Annotated in this window: 14 protein-coding genes; 13 read left to right on the top strand and 1 reads right to left on the bottom strand. The window is 28.7% G+C overall.

Annotated elements, in window-relative coordinates; genetic code table 11:
* Positions 1-5 precede the first annotated feature (5 nt).
* From HY951_04175 to HY951_04140, 8 genes are read left to right on the top strand one after another with little or no spacing between them, the layout of a single operon-like run.
* Positions 6-1388: a radical SAM protein gene (locus tag HY951_04175; protein MBI5539230.1), complete on the top strand. Its 1383-nt coding sequence runs from the start codon at positions 6-8 to the stop codon at positions 1386-1388.
* The gene (locus tag HY951_04170; protein MBI5539229.1) at positions 1369-2694 is read left to right on the top strand and encodes an SPASM domain-containing protein; all 1326 of its coding nucleotides are present in this window, start codon (positions 1369-1371) and stop codon (positions 2692-2694) included. The genes HY951_04175 and HY951_04170 overlap by 20 nt, the downstream gene beginning before the upstream one ends.
* Before the next feature lie 2 nt (positions 2695-2696).
* Positions 2697-4115: a radical SAM protein gene (locus HY951_04165; protein MBI5539228.1), complete on the top strand. Its 1419-nt coding sequence runs from the start codon at positions 2697-2699 to the stop codon at positions 4113-4115.
* 41 nt (positions 4116-4156) lie between these two features.
* Positions 4157-5485 (top strand): radical SAM protein, encoded by a 1329-nt coding sequence (locus tag HY951_04160; GenBank protein ID MBI5539227.1) that lies wholly within the window; start codon positions 4157-4159, stop codon positions 5483-5485.
* An 18-nt stretch (positions 5486-5503) separates the two neighbouring features.
* Positions 5504-6388, top strand: a complete 885-nt coding sequence (locus HY951_04155) for a sulfotransferase domain-containing protein (GenBank protein ID MBI5539226.1) — start codon at positions 5504-5506, stop codon at positions 6386-6388.
* The gene (locus tag HY951_04150) at positions 6388-7881 is read left to right on the top strand and encodes a hypothetical protein (GenBank protein ID MBI5539225.1); all 1494 of its coding nucleotides are present in this window, start codon (positions 6388-6390) and stop codon (positions 7879-7881) included. The genes HY951_04155 and HY951_04150 overlap by 1 nt, the downstream gene beginning before the upstream one ends.
* A gap of 5 nt (positions 7882-7886) precedes the next feature.
* Positions 7887-9065, top strand: a complete 1179-nt coding sequence (locus HY951_04145) for a hypothetical protein (protein ID MBI5539224.1) — start codon at positions 7887-7889, stop codon at positions 9063-9065.
* A 3-nt stretch (positions 9066-9068) separates the two neighbouring features.
* Positions 9069-9908, top strand: coding sequence for a hypothetical protein (locus HY951_04140; GenBank protein MBI5539223.1), 840 nt, complete (start codon positions 9069-9071; stop codon positions 9906-9908).
* On the opposite strand, the gene HY951_04135 is transcribed toward HY951_04140, so the two are convergent.
* Positions 9901-12360, bottom strand: a complete 2460-nt coding sequence (locus HY951_04135) for a toxin-antitoxin system YwqK family antitoxin (protein MBI5539222.1) — start codon at positions 12358-12360, stop codon at positions 9901-9903. The genes HY951_04140 and HY951_04135 overlap by 8 nt on opposite strands.
* Before the next feature lie 126 nt (positions 12361-12486).
* On the opposite strand from HY951_04135, the gene pbpC reads away from it, so the two are divergent.
* The 5 genes from pbpC to HY951_04110 all read left to right on the top strand — a co-directional run bounded on the left by pbpC (position 12487) and on the right by HY951_04110 (position 18578).
* Positions 12487-14871 carry a penicillin-binding protein 1C gene (gene pbpC / locus HY951_04130; GenBank protein ID MBI5539221.1) on the top strand — a complete coding sequence of 795 codons (2385 nt, stop codon included), beginning with the start codon at positions 12487-12489 and terminating at the stop codon, positions 14869-14871.
* Between the two features lie 110 nt (positions 14872-14981).
* Complete coding sequence (locus tag HY951_04125; GenBank protein MBI5539220.1) at positions 14982-15950, top strand: substrate-binding domain-containing protein; 969 nt, start codon at positions 14982-14984, stop codon at positions 15948-15950.
* A gap of 121 nt (positions 15951-16071) precedes the next feature.
* Entirely contained in the window at positions 16072-16965 is an 894-nt protein-coding gene (pstC, locus tag HY951_04120; GenBank protein MBI5539219.1) for a phosphate ABC transporter permease subunit PstC, read from the top strand.
* 1 nt (position 16966) lies between these two features.
* The gene (gene pstA / locus HY951_04115; GenBank protein MBI5539218.1) at positions 16967-17821 is read left to right on the top strand and encodes a phosphate ABC transporter permease PstA; all 855 of its coding nucleotides are present in this window, start codon (positions 16967-16969) and stop codon (positions 17819-17821) included.
* Position 17822: 1 nt separating this feature from the next.
* On the top strand, positions 17823-18578 hold the full coding sequence (locus HY951_04110) for a phosphate ABC transporter ATP-binding protein (protein MBI5539217.1): 756 nt from the start codon (positions 17823-17825) through the stop codon (positions 18576-18578).
* Positions 18579-18702: the final 124 nt, after the last annotated feature.

The following is an 18702-nucleotide window of genomic DNA, read 5'->3' as shown; positions in this document are numbered from 1 at the left end:
AAATAATGCCAGATAAATTTAAAATAACATTATCAAACAAATTGAATTACAAGCTTAAAGCTGGAATTCCAATCAAAGCACCATTGTGTAATGCTCCATTTACAAATATGTTATTTGTTCCTACAGGAAAAGTAATGGCTTGTCATTATAATAGGGGAACAGTTATTGGCGATATAAATAAAAACAATTTAAAAGATATCTGGTTTGGAAAAAACTTTGATAAACTAAGGAAAAAAATAAAAGATTCTGATCTTTCTTACGGTTGCCAGAATTGCTATTATGAACTAAAAAATAAGAATTATTATTTATCAGGTCCGTATAAATATAATTATTTAAAGCAAAATGTTAATAAAATGCCTGCATTACTGGATTTTCAGCTTGAAAATACATGTAATCTCGAATGCATAATGTGCAGTAGCGAGTATAGCAGCGCAATTCAAACAAACAGAGAACATCTCGAAAAACATAATAGTCCATATAACAATGATTTTATTGAACAAGTAAAACCATTTATTCCATTTTTAAAATCAGCATCTTTTACTGGCGGAGAACCATTTATTATTAAAATATACAGAGAATTATGGAAATTATTTAATGAATTAAATCCGTCTGTACCATTATATATTTCTACTAATGCCTCATTTATTCCGGAAACCATAAAGTCTATTTTAGAAAATGGGAATTTTAACTTCACGGTATCAATTGATTCATTAAATAAAGAAATTTATGAAAAAGTTCGCAAAAATGCAAGTTTAAATAACACTTTACAGAATATTGAGTATTTATATAATTTAACAACAAATAAAAATAATTCGTTAAGTATAAAAATAGTAGTAATGACTTTAAATGCCAAGGAATTACCAGAAATGATACAATACTGGTCTGGCAGAAATATTCAGGTTTTCCCAAAACTACTATGGGTACCGGTGTTTTTATCATTAAGACAATTAAGCGAACAAGAATTTGATGAATTAATTAGTTTATATAAATCATATGAACTTCCCTCAGCTTCTGATATTCAAAATAATAACAATAAACGTTTTCAGGAAATTATTCACCAGTTAGAGATATGGAAATTCGAAAAAAATCAAAATTCAATTTCAGAGTTATCTAAAAAGGATATCAAAGACCTAAAAATAACTTTTAAACAAAGTTTAGATAATTCAGTTATAAATGATTTCAATATTGATGTTTTAAAGAAAGAAGAAACATTAAATATTATAGAAAAAACTTTATCAGAGATTTACAAACAAAATATAGAAGAAGCCAATTTAAAAACATCATTAATACATTTCATTTCCATTGTACCCGAAACTATTACAGCAGAAATAATGCGATCTCCAGAAAAATTTATAGAAAGGTTTCATTATGAATCAAAAAATAAATAATAAAGTGGAAAATAATTTCAGATGCAATCTGCCTAATCTGAACATGTACATTTCACAGGATGGAACTGTTAAAGTATGTTGTTATAATCATCATTTTGAAATAGGCAATTTAAATAATAATACTCTTTTAGAAATATGGAACTCTTACAGCAGAAAAGATTTTGCTAAATCACTTCATAAAAACACTAACGAAAAAAGTTGCAGTAATTGCAGTATAAAGCAGCAGGTTAAAAAAGATTCGTTTTTTACAAATAAATCATTTAAGAATGCAAAATTCCCTAAATCTATTGAATTAGAACTCTCAAATAATTGCAATCTTGAATGTGTTATGTGCTCGTCATTATTTTCTGATAAAATTGCACATAAATTAAATTTACAACAGAAAGAAACATTTAATTTTCAATATATTATTCAACAACTGTCTCCATTTATTTCTCATTTATCTGAGGTTAAATTTTATGGTGGGGAACCATTTCTTATCGAGAAATATTATGAGATATGGGAATATATTTTAGAACAAAATTCTGATTGTAAAATATATTTACAAACAAATGGCACAATACTAAACAATAGAATAAAAACTTTATTAAATAAAGGAAAGTTCAATATTGGAGTTTCAATAGAATCAATAAATCCTGTAAATTATGCTAAAATAAGGGTAAACGCAACTCTGGAGAAAGTTCTTACTAACATTAATTACTTTTACGAATACTCAAAACAAAAAAAAACATATTTTGGCATTTCGGTTTGTCCATTAAGACATAACTGGCAAGACATTCCAGCTTTAATTGAATATTTCAACAAATTAAAAATAAGTGTTAGTTTTCATAATGTAGTTCAACCATTTTATGCATCAATCTGGAATTTAAAAAAAGAAGAACTTTTAAAAATTCATAACATATTATCAAAATATAATTTTAAAGAAACTAAAAATAAAATAATCGCTTCAAATATCAATAATTACAACAAACTAGTTTCAGATATTTTAAATTGGCATTTAGATTCTATTGAACGTGAAAAAGAATATGAAACATATATAAATCATTCTATCGATAAACTATTAGAAGAAATATATAATAAAGTAAAATCATTTTTAGATAGTTTAGAATGGATGAAACATAGCATAAAAGAATCAAAAATTAGTTGTTTTATTGAAAAGCTTGATAAAGTTTGTAAAACTATTGAAAATAAAGATTTGTTAAAATCAAAATTAATTAGGTTACAGTTTATTTCTGCAAACATTTTAATTAGCGAAACCGATAGAATTAGCATTGATGAATTTAAAGACAATTTACTTGCTTTATAACAATGGATAAGAATAATATTAATACTATAAATAATTGGGGAAAATATTCAATTTTCAGGCTTAATAATTTTATAAATAAAAAGAATTACAAAGATTACAAACTATTGAACGAATTCAATAAACATAGACCTTTTGGTCCACAAAATCTATTTTGTCTGGCACCTTTTAATTCTATGTTTTTTGACCAGAAAGGAAGAGTTAGACCCTGTTGGGATTTAATCACCGACTACGAATATTTTCCGAACAAATCACTTAAAGAAATATGGAAAGGAGATATTTTTAAGAAATTAAGAGATAATTTTAGTGCAAATGATTTATCGTTAATGTGTGGTATTTGTAGAAAGTCATTATCTGATAAAAGCTTTTATAATGTTAAGTCAACAAAATTTGACAATTACCCTATTAACAAAAGCGAATTTCCTTCATATATGGAATTTGTTTGCGAAAACACCTGTAATTTGGAATGTATAATGTGCAGCGGTGAATTGTCATCTTCAATAAGAAACAAGAGCGAACATATTTCAGCAATAAAAAGCCCTTACGGTAATGATTTTGTAAAACAGCTTGAAGAATTTATTCCACATTTAAAAGTTGCAAATTTTATTGGCGGAGAACCATTTCTAATTAAAATATATTACGATATCTGGCATTTAATGAACAAAATAAATCCAAATATTTCAATTTATATTTCAACAAATGCAACGGTTTTAAACGAAAGAATAAAAAATATTCTTAACAATGGAAAATTTTCTTTTAATGTTTCTATTGATTCTCTGAAAAAAGAAGTTTTCGAAAAAATCCGCAAAAATGGCTCATTTGAGACGGTAATGAAAAATATTATCGAATTAAACAAATACACAAAACTAAAGAAAACTTATTTTAACATTAACACCTGTATTATTAGAGAAAACTGGGAAGAAATTCCTGAAATTATAAATTTTTGTAACAAACTCGATTCTACGATTTTTTTCTGCGAAGTTATTCAACCAGAAAACCAAGCAATATGGACATTACATTCTACAGAGATAGAAAAAATACAACAATATCTTTCTGGTTTTTCATTTCCTTTAAAAACCAAAAATCAGAAATATAACAATGTTCAGTATATTTCTTACATTAAAAAATTGGAATATTGGAAAAATAAGGCAGAGCAATTAGAAAAAGACATCAATAAAGAAATTAGAGTTGTAAATAAAGAACAAATTATTGAACTAATAATAAATCATTATTCAAAACACAATAATAGCATTGAATTTATAAATAAAATAGAGGAAATTGTAAATGGGTTAAATAATAACATGCTTACATCTGATTTAACAGATAAATTATTTAATTTGCCTGACGATTTTGTGCTTTCTATATTTTTAAATGAAAGTAAAGAAACAATAATAAATCAGTTATTAGTGCTAAAATATTATTAATATTGTAATTATAAATATATTTTGTTGATTTTTATTTAAAAATGTCAAAACAAATAAATAAATATTTAGCTACTCTCCCATTATTTAACAGAAAAACACTGTGTAAAGCTCCATTTAATGCATTAAGATTAAGTCTGAATGGTAATATTCAAATATGTTGTGCAAATAAAGACTTTTTATTAGGAAAATATCCCGAGACAAATATTAAAACAGCATGGTTTAGTGAAAAAGTTAACGAATTAAGAAAATGTATTTCATCAAAAGACCTGTCACTTGGCTGTTCAGAATGTAAGTCACAAATTGAAAATGGAGCATTTTATTCGGTAAAAGCCAGATTCTATAACCATTTAAAAATAAATAAAAACGGTTACCCTTCCCTAATTGAATTTGAATTGGATAATAATTGCAACTTGGAATGTATAATGTGCAATCCATATACGTCATCTTCAATCTTAAATAAATGCAATTTTCAGTTAGAAAAAACACAATACAATAATTCTATAATAAATGAAATTGAGGAATTTATTCCTCATTTAACACATGCTAATTTTATTGGTGGTGAGCCATTTTTAGTTCCACTTTATTTTTCAATTATTGAAAAGATGTTAAGCATTAACCCCAAAATAATATTTAACATAAGTACAAATGGGACTATTTTAAATAACAGAATAAAAGAATTATTAACAAAAGGAAATTTTGACATAGGTTTCTCAATAGATTCAATTAGAAAAGATACGTATGAAAAAATCAGGATTAATGCCAGTTTTGATATTGTTATGGATAATCTTGACTATTTTCAAAATTACTGTAAATCAAAGGGGACATCTTTTAGTGTGTGGGTTTGTCCGTTAAAACAAAATGCATATGAAATTGCAGAATTTGTAAATTATTTCGAAAAAAGAAATATTAAGGTCTATTTTAACACAGTTATAATGCCACACAGCTTATCACTATGGTATCAAAATTCTTTTTATTTGAAAAAACTTCACGCATTTTATAATAAATTACAAATAAGTGGTAAAAGTGAAAACTATAAAAGATTTATCGAATTTATAAATCAGATTGGTTCTTGGGCTGAAGCTTCGATTTATAGAGAAAAATACCTTTCAAAATATTCAATTTTAAACAATGATGAACTTATTAATATTTTCGTAGAAAATGTAAGACAGCACATAATTAAAAATGACGAAACAAAATATTATTCAGAAGAAATAAAATCAATTATTAATAGCATCTTAATTCAAAAAAGTGAAAAACAATTAAAAAATATTTTATTATTTTTATTATCGTTACCGACTTCAGAAAGCATAGAAATTTTAATGTCAAATAATATTGAATATATTAATTATTATATAAGCAAAAATTTTTAATGAATCAACTTAATATTAATGAGTAAAATTCTTTTACATATTGGTTATCCAAAAGCTGGTTCAACTTTTCTTGGTAGTTGGTTTTATAATAATCCTAATTTTAGATTTTATGATTTAAGTAAGGTAGCATTTAATAATATTAATAAATTTAAAGATTGTTTAAATAATACATCTTCTGATAAAACAATTGTAATTAAAGATACCAGATTTATAACTCCTCACAATAATGACTTTAAGGAATTTTCAAATATTTTTGACACCCAAAAAAAAATTGCAGAAAAATTATTTTTACTATTTCCAACTGCAAAAATATTAATTGTAACAAGAGGTTTCGAATCAGCAATAAAAGCAAATTACTCACAATATGTAAAAGAAGGAGGTATATTAAGCTTCAATAATTTAATAAAAATAAATAAAAACAGCCAATGGCTTCCATTTAATTATAATGAAATAATTGAATATTATATAAATTTATTTGGGAATAATAATGTATTAATCATTCCATTTGAATTACTTAAAAATAATCAGAATAAATTCATTTATAAAATCGAAAATTTTGTAAATATCTCACATATAGATATTGATGTAAAAGATAATAACCCATCATTAACACCTCAAGGAATGGAATTTATCAGAATAATTAATATTACTTTATATTTTTCTTTATACATATTGGGCCCATTTCAAAAATACGGATATAGAATACATTTAAAAATACTTGATACTATAAAAACAAAATCATGGAATAATATTTTGTTCATAACATTATCTAAACTAGTTAAAAATAAACCTTTAATAATTGAACCTATAAAAGAAATTAGAAATAATTTTCAAGGATATAGTGATTGTTTAAGAGATAACCCAGACTTTCAACCATATAAAAAAGAATATTTTTTAGACTAATGACATACTTAAAATTAAAATATTTTATTTTAATCTGTTTATTATTAAACATTGGTAAACTATACTCTCAACTCGACTCTCCAGTTAATACATTTGTTAAAAATATAAACATAAAAGATCCATCATCTAATTGCATCTCAATATACAACCCAACAAATTCTAATTCAGTCTTTTCATTCAATATTAACAATAAATTGTGGGCAGATACAGGTGAAATGTTAAATGAAATCAGATATTTATCTGGAAAGAGTACAGATAGCTTATATTACTATGCATGGAAATATGTTTGTAACAATACATACTCTAATATTTCATTAACCAATAATAATTGGATTTCATCACCAATAATATATCTAAACTCAATTGGCTTTGGTTTATGTGGAAAACAAGCATTAGTTTTAGCCAATCTGTGGGAAAAATTAGGTTATAAATCCAGAATCTGGGGTTTAAATGGTCATGTTGTTCCAGAAGTATTTTACAATGGCAAATGGCATATGTTAGATCCTGCATATAAAGTTTATTATTTAAACGAGAATAATGATATAGCAGATGTGGAAGAATTATCAAATAACCCTAGACTAATAACTAATCCTTTAAAAATTCAAAAAAATAATTTATACTATTTTTTAAGATATACAAATGATTTAGCAAAACTATATATATCAAAAAATGATAACAATTTAATTTATAAAGAAACAATACCTGATGCAGTTTCGAATTTCTCAATAGAACTTCCTCCTTATTCAACTTTAGATTTTCCAATAAATTACAACTCTAGTTCAACTAATATAAGACAACTTCCATATAAAGCATTTTGCAAAATTAGTATCCCTTCAAATTGGACTGGAAATTTAAATAACAATCTAGTGTTAGCAGGAATAATAGGAAAAGGAAAAGTCTTGATTAACAAAAAAGAATATATAATAAATAGTGCAGAATTAAATAACCTTTTATCTAATTTAGAATACTTTATAACTAATTTTAATATTATTGAATCAAAAGAACCGCTTGAAATATATTATTTTATTAACCCAGTTATTACAGAACTAAAAACAAATAACATTATACGTATTAAAGGTGTAAATACTACAAAACTAAAAATTACAAATAAAAATATATCCGACTCTATTTCTGTTGTTAAAGCTTTATACAAACAATATTTTTTTTATGAAAATTCAAGAGTTTGTATTCTCAATGAAAAACTAGATTCAAATATTCCATGTTTAAATAATAATAAACCTCTTTCTAAAGAAAATTTTATTAATATTTTGAAGGATTATTATAAATGTACAAATAATGCAAATACAACAGATATTAATAAGATTATTAATAAAATTGAAAAATCTTTTAATAGACTTCAAGACAATTATAATTATAATAAATTATTTTTTATAATTAATAATATTCCTAATCAAATTTTATTTGATGATTTTAAAAATGCTTCAGAAGAAGAATTATTATATATATTGCTATTTATTAACAAAGAAGAATAAATAATATGTACAGCTACGTATTTGTTGTTTGTGGGGCAGAAAAACATATTAATACTCTTGATTTCTCGATATCATATTTGAAACATTTTTCAAATTATGAAATAATTGTAGTTACTGATTCTTCTCGTAATGAAAGTCCAATAAAACATAATAACATTATAGATATAAAAGTTCCAGTTGATTACAATAATCATCAGGCAAGCATTTGGTTAAAAACTTCTCTTCACCGGATTTTACCTAAAGGTATACTTTATTGTTATTTAGATAGTGATGTTATTTCAGTAAATAAAAACTGTAACAACATATTTAATTACTACCATTCCCCCATTTCATTTGCCTCAGATCATTGTAAAATAGATCAATTCAGCCCCTATGCTATAAATTGCAATTGTTTATACAAATATATTACAGAAAAAGACACATTTGAGAAAGCCATTTCTAATGCTATAAATTGCAGTAATTATCCTCCTGATTTTCACAATCCAAATACCAGAGAATTATATGGAATACTAGAAAATATCAAGAATAATCCATTAAAAAATATTGTTTCAATATTTAAAATGTTGTTAAGTTTATTTGGATTTAAATTTATTATTAAAAATAATATTGTTTTAGATAAAAAGAAAAAAGGATTTTTTATTAATAATGAAGTTTTTCCATTTTTGTTTTTTTACAGAAAGCAAATAAAAGAAAAAACAATTTACAAACTAAACTTATTGAAACTTAAATGGAAAAAATCTGACAATACATATTTAGCTAAAAGCACATGCAATCATCTAATTAGTGAAATAAAAAATAATTTTAACATTAAAATTACTGATAACAAATGGCAACATTGGAATGGCGGGGTATTTTTATTTAATGATGACTCATATGATTTTTTGGAAACATGGCATCAAATGACTTTAAAAATATTTGAAAACAATGTATGGAAAATTCGTGATCAAGGCACTTTAATAGCTACAGTATGGAAATATAATTTACAAAATCACCCCACATTACCACATGAATTCAACTTTATTGCAGATTACTATAAATTTAATATTAAAGCAGAAATTAAACAAAACAATATAGTAATTACACAAAATAACAAATTACTAAATCCAAACTTTATTCATGTTTATCATGAATTTGGAACTAAAGGTTGGAATTTGTGGGATAGTATCGAAAAAATTTATAATTAATAAATGTCCAAAATTACCCCAGAAAATATTATCATTAATGGATTGTGGATTGGCAAAGAGCTATCATTACTGGAAATTCTATGCATAAAATCTTTTATTAAAAATGGACATACATTTCATTTATGGTTATATCAACCACTAAACAATATATTACCAGAGAATGTAGTTTGCAAAGATGCAAACACCATAATACCAGAAAATAAAATTTTCAGATATAAGAATAAAAACCAATACGGACATGGAAAGGGAAGCTTGGGAGGATTTTCTGACATATTCAGATATAAACTTTTATACGAGTATGGTGGTTGGTGGACAGATATGGATATTACCTGCATAAAACCATTAAATTTCGAACAGGAATACGTTTTCAGAACTCATCTTGATTTAAAACTTGTTGGAATCTTAATGAAATGCCCAAAACATTCAGAATTAATGGCACAGTGTTATAAAAGAGCCATTGCAGAAATAAATGAAGAAAATACAGACTGGAATAGACCTATTCAAATTCTTGTGGATGAAGTAAAAAACTATAATCTTGAAATTTATATTATTGAATTATCTAATCAAGATAGCTGGAAATTGATAATAAAGCTTCTGAAAAAAGATTTTCAGATTCCATCTAAATGGCATGTTATACATTGGGTTAATGAAGAATGGAAAAGGAATAAAATTAGAAAGGATTATTTTATTGAAGATTCTACCATTCATCTGCTTTTACAGAAAAACAATATTCCTTTTTCTAAAATTAGTTTATTCTGTAAAATTTGTTACAGATTTAATTTATTATATTTAATTGCAGGTTTAAGGCAATTACCTTATTTTATTAAAAGAAAGTTTAATTAACTTCAACTCCGTTTTTATATGTAAACTGATTTGTTTTATTACCTCCTTCGTCAAATTCTAACCAAACACCATCTTTCTGATTAAGGTTATATTTTCCTTCAACCTGCTTTGTTCCGCTTTCATAAAAACATGTCCATATTCCTTGTTTCTGACCTGTTTTATAGCCACCTTCACAAGCTTTTGCACCAGATTCATAATACTCTACCCAAATTCCTGTTTTACCCCCAGCAGCATACATTCCTTCACTCGATTTTTTACCGCTTTCAAAATATTCTATCCATCTACCATCTTCCTTACCGTTAGCATATGAGCCTGTAGCTTTCACTTTTCCCTTTTCGTCACAATATGTAAAAGGTCCGTTTAATTTTCCTGCAGAATAAACTTCATCCGATTTACGATTTCCATTTTCATACCACTGCAAACTTGAGCCACTTTTCAAACCAGCTGAATAATATTCTTCAGATTCTTTTTTACCATTTGCATACCAAAAAACAGCTTTACCGCTTTGTAATCCATCTTTAAAAGTTTCTTCAGACCTTAATTTACCATCAATAAACCATGATGAGAATTTTCCATCTTTTTTATCGACCGTATAACTGCCCTCAGATTTTTTTTGCTGATTGTCATACCAGATAGTCCAGGTACCTTCTTTGTTTCCATTTTTAAAAAGACCTTCCATTTTTTTCTGACCATTCTGAAACCACTCTGTATATGTACCGTCTTCTTTTCCTTTGATACAGTTAATCTCCATCATCTTCTGACCATTTTCATATACTGTTCTGAAAACTCCATCTTTTAAGCCATCAATAAAATTGCCTTCTGTTTTAATTCTACCATTCTCATACCACTCTTTATATTCACCATTCTGTACTCCGTTAACCCATGTTTCGACTGACATTTTTTGTCGATTCTGATACCAACTTTGAATTAAACCGTCTTTTTTACCATTAACATAGTTACCAGAAAATGATTCGCGTCCATCTTCATACCAGGATTTACTCTGTCCATTTAATTTACAGTTGACATAACTTTCAAGCGATTTTTTTTGTCCGTTTTCATAATACCATATCCATAATCCATCATGTTTATCGCCCATTAAGGTTCCTTCAAGACTTAATTTTCCATTAGGATATTTTTCAATAACGGTTTTATACACCATATCTTTTAAAGCCATTCCTTTTTCATCAAATGCTTTCCAAATTCCTTCACGTCTGTCATTCAAATAATTTCCCTGTTGCATTATTTTACCATTCTCATAATAAAGAGTAGCTGTTCCATTAAGTTTACCATCCTTACAAATTCCTTCAAAAGACTTCTGCCCGCTGTTATACCATTCTAGCTGCGAACCGACTTTTTTGCCATTTTCATAATTCACTTCCATTTTTTTATTCCCTGATTCATAGAATGTGGCATACTTACCATCAAGTTGTCCCGCAGTATAAGCTGACTCACATGATTTTTTTGCATTTGCATACCATTCTGTCCAGACTCCGTCTTTTTTCCCGGCTTTCATTTTTCCTTCTATACTCTTTTCTCCGTTCTCATACCAACTTGTCCATAAACCATCAGCAATTCCTTCATTATAAGTTTCCCTGAATTCCATTTGCCCATTATCATACCACCAAAGAAGCTCACCATGCTTTTTGTTATTAACTAAAGTAGTTAATTCCTGCTTTTCACCATTCGGATAAAATTTTACTGTAGTTTTATAACTTGTTTCTTTAACAACTTTTCCGGAAGCATCATATTCTGTCCATTTACCATCATTATAGCCAGACAACATTTTACCTGAGATTTTTACTTGTCCGTTGTCAAAGTACTCGAGCCAGTTACCTTGTAAAGTATCATTTACCCAATTCTTTTCTGATTCCTTTTTTCCGCTTTCGTACCAGGTAATTTCTTTTCCGTTTTTAATATTTGAATTATAATTTATCTGATGTTTTAACATTTTATTTTCATAATACTCATTGAAACTATCATGCTTTTTTCCATCCTTTAATGTTGATTCCGATTTCTTTCTATCCTTACTATACCATTCATAAACAGTTTCGTAATTTCTTTCCTTACTTGTTTTTCCATAAGCATCCCACTCAATCCATTTACCTACCTTACGTCCGTTTTTATATGCTCCCTGTTCTTTAATCTGACCATAGGGATAATAATATGTACCAGTTCCATTTAACTGACCATCTTTGTAAGAAGCTTCAAATATTCTAAGTCCGTCCTGATCATATTCAGTCCATTTACCTTCATGTATTCCTTTCTTGAATGATCCTTCATATTTCTTTTGTCCGTTTGCATGCTTTCCTACACATAATCCTGTATAAACTTCTCCAGTAGAAATCAGATAATATGTATGATTATCACGCTCTTCAAGCTGATCCAAAGTAACATCCTGACTAAAACAGATAAATGGAAGAATAACGAATAATACTATTATTATTTTTTTCATAAACATAATTAGGCTAAGTTTAGGTATTGTTACAAATATAACTAAATAAAATCGTTCAGATTATTATATTTTTATTTCCTTTTAAAAATTTATTTAACTTTACATTTCTACGTAAACACACAGCTTGTGAGACTTTTTAACCCTCGATTGTTAATATTATTTGCTTTAATTGTTATATCAGCAATTGTAGTTAAATGCCTTACAAAAAATTTATTTAACTCTCCAATTAGTTTTGTAATTACCGATAAAGATGATAATCTACTTGGAGCAAAAATTGCGGAAGATGGACAATGGCGTTTTCCGGTAATAAAAAATGTTCCGGAAAAATTTACATACGCAATTACAACTTTTGAAGATAAAAGATTTTTTTTTCACAAAGGAATTGATGCAATAGCAATTATTAGAGCTATATATTTAAACATTAAACACAAAAAAATAATTAGTGGTGGAAGCACTTTAACAATGCAGGTAGCACGCCTTTCCCAAAATAATCCTCCACGAACTTTTTTTCAAAAATTATATGAATTGCTTTTAGCATATGCAATAGAAATAAGCTATTCTAAAGAAGAAATTCTTAAACTTTATGCATCCAATGCACCATTTGGAGGAAATGTAGTTGGTTTACAGGCGGCTTCATGGAGATATTTTGGAAGAATGCCTGACCAGCTTTCATGGGCGGAAACAAGTATGTTAGCAGTATTACCTAATAGTCCGGCATTAGTACACCTTGGTAAAAACAGAGAAAAACTCAAAATTAAAAGAGACTTACTATTAGATAATTTATTTAAATCTGGAATTATTGACAGAGAAACATGTATTCTCTCAAAAGATGAACCTATTCCTGATAAACCAAATGATTTTCCGCAGGAAGCCCCACATCTGCTTGCCAGATTAATACTCGAAACGAATCACGACACAAAAAACAATGTACACTTTGTTAAAACAACAATCTCAGAAAAACTTCAGAACGATGCAATTCTTGTTTTAGAAAGATATAAACCTAATCTGATTGGAAATGGCATTCAAAATTCGGCAGCAATAATTTTAGAAGTTGAAACAGGAAATACATTAGCATATGTAGGCAATTACAATAACCCTGAAGACAACAAGAATGGATGTCAAGTAGATATTTTAAATGCACCTAGAAGCACAGGAAGTATATTAAAACCGATGCTTTATGCTGCAATGTTAAACTCAGGGGAAATTTTACCAAATGCTCTTGTTCCTGATATTCCAATTCAGATAGGAAGTTATTCGCCAAAGAATTTCAGTAAAGGATATGACGGTGCTGTTCCGGCACACAGAGCCTTGGCAAAATCATTAAATGTTCCTGCTGTTAAAATGCTACAGGCATTTGGAGTGCAAAGATTTATATTTGTCTTACAAAAGGCAGGTTTAAAAACAATAAACAGAACTGCCGATGATTATGGATTATCACTTATTTTAGGCGGCTGTGAGGCAAAGCTTTTTGAAGTTACCGGTATGTATGCATCATTAGCAAGAACATTAAACCATTATAATCTTACAGGCAGATATACAAAAAGCGATTTTCATGATCCATTTATCACTGAAAACAACATAAAAAAACAAAGTCCGAATGAAAATAATTCATGGATAAATGCTGCCGCAATATGGTATACTTTTCAGGCAATGTTAGATGTTGACCGACCGGTGGAAGAAAGTAACTGGGAAATGTTTTCTTCGGGTAGAAAAGTAGCATGGAAAACCGGAACCAGTTTTGGGTTTCGCGATGGATGGGCTATTGGGGTTACGCCAAAATATGCTATTGGTGTTTGGGTTGGAAATGCCGATGGCGAAGGACGTCCGGAGCTTACAGGAATAAAAGTTGCTGCCCCTATTTTATTCGACTTATTCAGCTTGCTTCCTAATAATAACGAATGGTTTTCTGAGCCAACTTCTAATATGATTAAATCAACAATATGCAGTAAAAGTGGTTTTCTTGCATCAGATATTTGTGATGAAACTGAAGAAGTATTTATTCCTGCAAACGGCATCAATTTTAAAAAATGTCCTTATCATAAACTTATTCATCTCGACAAAACCGAAGAATTTCAGGTACACAGTGACTGTGAGGAAACTTCACAAATGATACATAAATCATGGTTTGTTCTCCCTCCTACTATGGAGTTTTATTTTAAAAGCAAAAATAATTATTACGTTACACTGCCACCATTTCGCGAAGATTGTAAAGAAAAACTTTTTGCTAATCCAAATAAAGTAATGGAAATTATTTATCCTAAAAACTATACTCAGATTTATATCCCTAAAGAACTTGACGGAAAAACCGGAAGTGCTGTTTTTGAAGTCGCACACAGAAAATCAAATTCAATAATTTTCTGGCATGTTGATCATAAATTTTTATGCGAAACAAAAGGATTACATCAAGCTGCTATTACTGCTAATCCAGGAAAACATACGCTTACTCTCACAGATGAAGACGGTGAAACACTTTCAATAATTTTTGAAGTGCTTGATAAAGAGCAGAAATAATATTTTTTTATAATTTATTTCAAAAATATTTTGGAAATAATAAAATTGAATTTACATTTGCATAGTCTATTATTTCGATAGACTATATATATTAATAAATATGTTAAATTATGAAAACATTACATTTCCTTTCATTAGCATTAATATCAGCAACTTTGACATTACAGGTTTCATGTTCAAACAACACAACAGAAACAACTGATAAAAACAAATTATCTGGCAATATAAGCATAAGTGGTGCCTTTGCCTTATATCCAATGGTTGTGAAATGGGCAGAAGAATTTCAAAAGTTAAATCCTGATGTTAGAATAGATGTGTCGGCAGGTGGCGCAGGTAAAGGAATGACGGATGTACTTCAGGATATGGTTGACGTTGCCATGATTTCGAGAGAAATTAAAGAAGAAGAAATTCAAAAAGGAGCATGGTTTATTGCTGTAACAAAAGATGCTGTATTACCAGTTATTAATTCTTCAAACCCAGTTTTAGCAGAAATTCAGAAAAATGGAATAACAAAAAGTCAGTTATCTACACTTTTTACTGAAGGTAAAAAAACAACCTGGGGAAAATTATATAACACAAAAGATAAATCTAATATAAATGTATTTAACAGATCAGATGCATGTGGAGCAGGCGAAATGTGGGCAAAATTCTTTGGTAAAAAACAGGAAGATTTAGCAGGAACAGGTGTATTTGGTGATCCTGGAATTGCAGAAGCTGTAAAAAATGATGTAAATGGAATAGGATATAACAATGTAATTTATGCATACGATTTAAAAAGCAGAGTTTTGTATCCGGGGTTAGCAATAATTCCGATTGATTTAAACGAAAATGGAGTTTTAGATCCAGAAGAAAACTTTTACCAGAATCTTGATTCAATAACAAATGCTATACGCACTAACAGATATCCGTCACCACCTGCTCGCGAATTATTTATGGTAACAAAGGGTAAAACATTTAATCCAATAGTGTTGGCTTTTTACAACTGGATTTTAACAGATGGCCAGAAATTTATTGATGAAGGTGGTTATGTTAAATTAACCGACGAAAATATTAAATCACAAATTGAGAAATTAAAGTAACTCATAAAAATAAAGATAGTCATCCTGAGGTCCGCCGCGGCGGATCGAAGGACGAACACCATATTTCGACCCTGAGCTTGACGAAGGACCAACATGACTTTAAAATTATGAAAAAAAATAAATGAGCTTATTAAGTAGAAAATTTCGCGATAAAACTGCCCTTTTCTGGATGGTAATATCATTGGTAATTCTATTACTGATGCCAATTTTACTTGCCGTTGGTTTATATTTAAAATCGTTGCCTATACTTCATGAACAATCCTTTTTTGATTTAATTACTGAATCGGAATGGAAACCTATGCAGGGTAAATTCGGATTTTTACCTTTTATAACAAGCTCATTGTGGGTTACATTTCTATCTGTTTTAATTGCTGCACCTGTATGTATTCTTACTGCAATATATTTAACACAGTACGCAAGAAAGAAAGTATTAGCTTTTATGCACCCTGTAATTGACATTCTAGCAGGACTTCCATCTGTTATTTACGGAGTCTGGGGAGTATTAATTGTTGTACCATTTATTTCAAAAACTGTTGCACCATTCTTTGGTTTACAAACTTCGGGATATACTATTCTTGCAGGAGCTATAGTATTATCAATAATGGTTATTCCTTTTATTTTAAATATTTTGATAGAAGTTTTCAGAACAATTCCTGAAGAACTTACAGAGGCATCATTATCAGTTGGAGCAACAAAATGGGAAACAATTAAATACGTTTTGTTAAAAAAAGCTTATCCAGGAATTATTTCTGCAACCGGACTGGGTGTTGCACGAGCATTTGGTGAAACCATAGCTGTACTTATGGTAGTAGGGAATGTTGTACAAGTTCCAACATCGGTTTTTGATTCAGGTTATCCCCTACCCGCATTAATTGCTAATAATTATGGCGAGATGCTTTCTATTCCAAGATATGACTCGGCATTAATGCTTGCTGCATTAATATTATTTGGAATAGTGTTATTATTTAATTTCTTATCACGAATGGCAATAATCCGTTCAGAAAAAAATCAGTAATATGAAACTAAAGAAAACTGAAGAAATTATTTTCAAAGGTCTGATGTATTTGTCGGTATCTTTTATTACTGCATCTTTATTTCTAATTGTTTTCAGTATTTTTTACAAAGGTTTACCATCTTTGTCGTGGGAAATGGTTAGCCAGACACCAAAAGGTGGTTTTTACTTCGGAAAAGAAGGCGGAATATTAAATGCAATTATCGGTTCATTATATTTATCAATAGGAGCAACAATACTAGCAATGCTTTTTGGAATTCCTATAGCACTTTTCATGAACGTATATTTAAGAAAATATAACCGATTCGTAAATGGTATAAGATTCTTTCTTGATTTGTTATGGGGAATACCTTCTATTGTTTATGGCGCATTCGGATTTACTATTATGGTTATGCTCGGTATTAAAACCTCATTACTTGCAGGTATTATAACAGTAAGCATATTTATATTGCCAATAATGGTTAGAGCATTGGATGAAGTTTTAAAAACTGTTCCCGTAGGCTTATTTGAAGCTTCACTTTCACTTGGTTCTACAAGGTCCGAAACTGCATTTAGAGTTTTTATCCGTCAGACTATTCCTGGTTTAGCAACTGCTATTTTATTATCATTCGGACGCGCAATCGGCGATGCTGCTTCAGTACTGTTCACAACAGGATATACTGATCATATACCTACTTCTGTAATGCAACCTACTGCAACTTTGCCGCTGGCAATATTCTTCCAGTTGGGTTCACCAATTGAAGAAGTAAGAAGCAGAGCATATTCATCAGCATTAATTTTAACAATAATCATTTTATTGATTTCTGTAATTGCAAGAGTTGTATCAGCAAAGTATAACAAACACCGTATTAAATTCTAATATGAAATCAAAAATCGACATAAAAAATCTTAATTTATTCATCGGAAAGCAACAAATTCTGAATAATGTTAATGTTCAGATTCCCGAAAATAAAATTACTATTATCCTTGGTCCGTCAGGGTGCGGAAAAACTACACTACTAAAAAGCTTAAACAGACTAACTGATTTGTATGAAGATGTAAAAGTCACTGGTGAAATAATAATAGACAATGAAGATATTTTGCATTCAAGTCAGGATGTTACAGCAATCAGAAAAAAAATGGGATTACTTGCACAGCGCCCCTACCCGCTTCCAATGTCAATTTATAAAAATGTGGCATACGGAATCAGAATCTCAGATAGTGAAAATAAAAAAACAATATCACAACGTGTAGAACACCATCTGAAACAGGTAAATTTATGGGAAGAAGTTAAAGATCGTTTACACAGCCCTGCTTCGAGATTAAGTATTGGTCAGCAACAAAGGTTATGTCTGGCACGTGGTTTAGCTGTTGATCCTGAAATTATTCTTGCCGACGAACCAACCTCTGCTCTCGACCCTATTTCGAGTCAGGCTATAGAACAAAAATTTATCGAGCTAAAAGAACAATATACAGTAGTGATGGTAACTCATATTTTAAGACAGGCAAGAAGAATTGCAGATTATGTAATATTCATGTATTTAGGCGAAGTTGTTGAGTGTGGTACTGCTGAAGAATTTTTCTCGAACCCAAAAGAGGAAAGGACTAAAGCATATTTGAAGGGAGCTTTTAATTAATTAATTAATGATAATTATACCAAAGTGAAATAATAAGTAGTCCAATTTGTAAGCAACACCATTCACAGTCATCCTGAGGTACTCGAAGGATTTGCCCACAACCCTTCACACATGTTTCGAGAGC

The organism is Bacteroidia bacterium (assembly GCA_016218155.1).
Lineage (GTDB): Bacteria > Bacteroidota > Bacteroidia > Bacteroidales > GWA2-32-17 > GWA2-32-17.
This window is presented reverse-complemented; position numbering and strand designations above follow the sequence as displayed.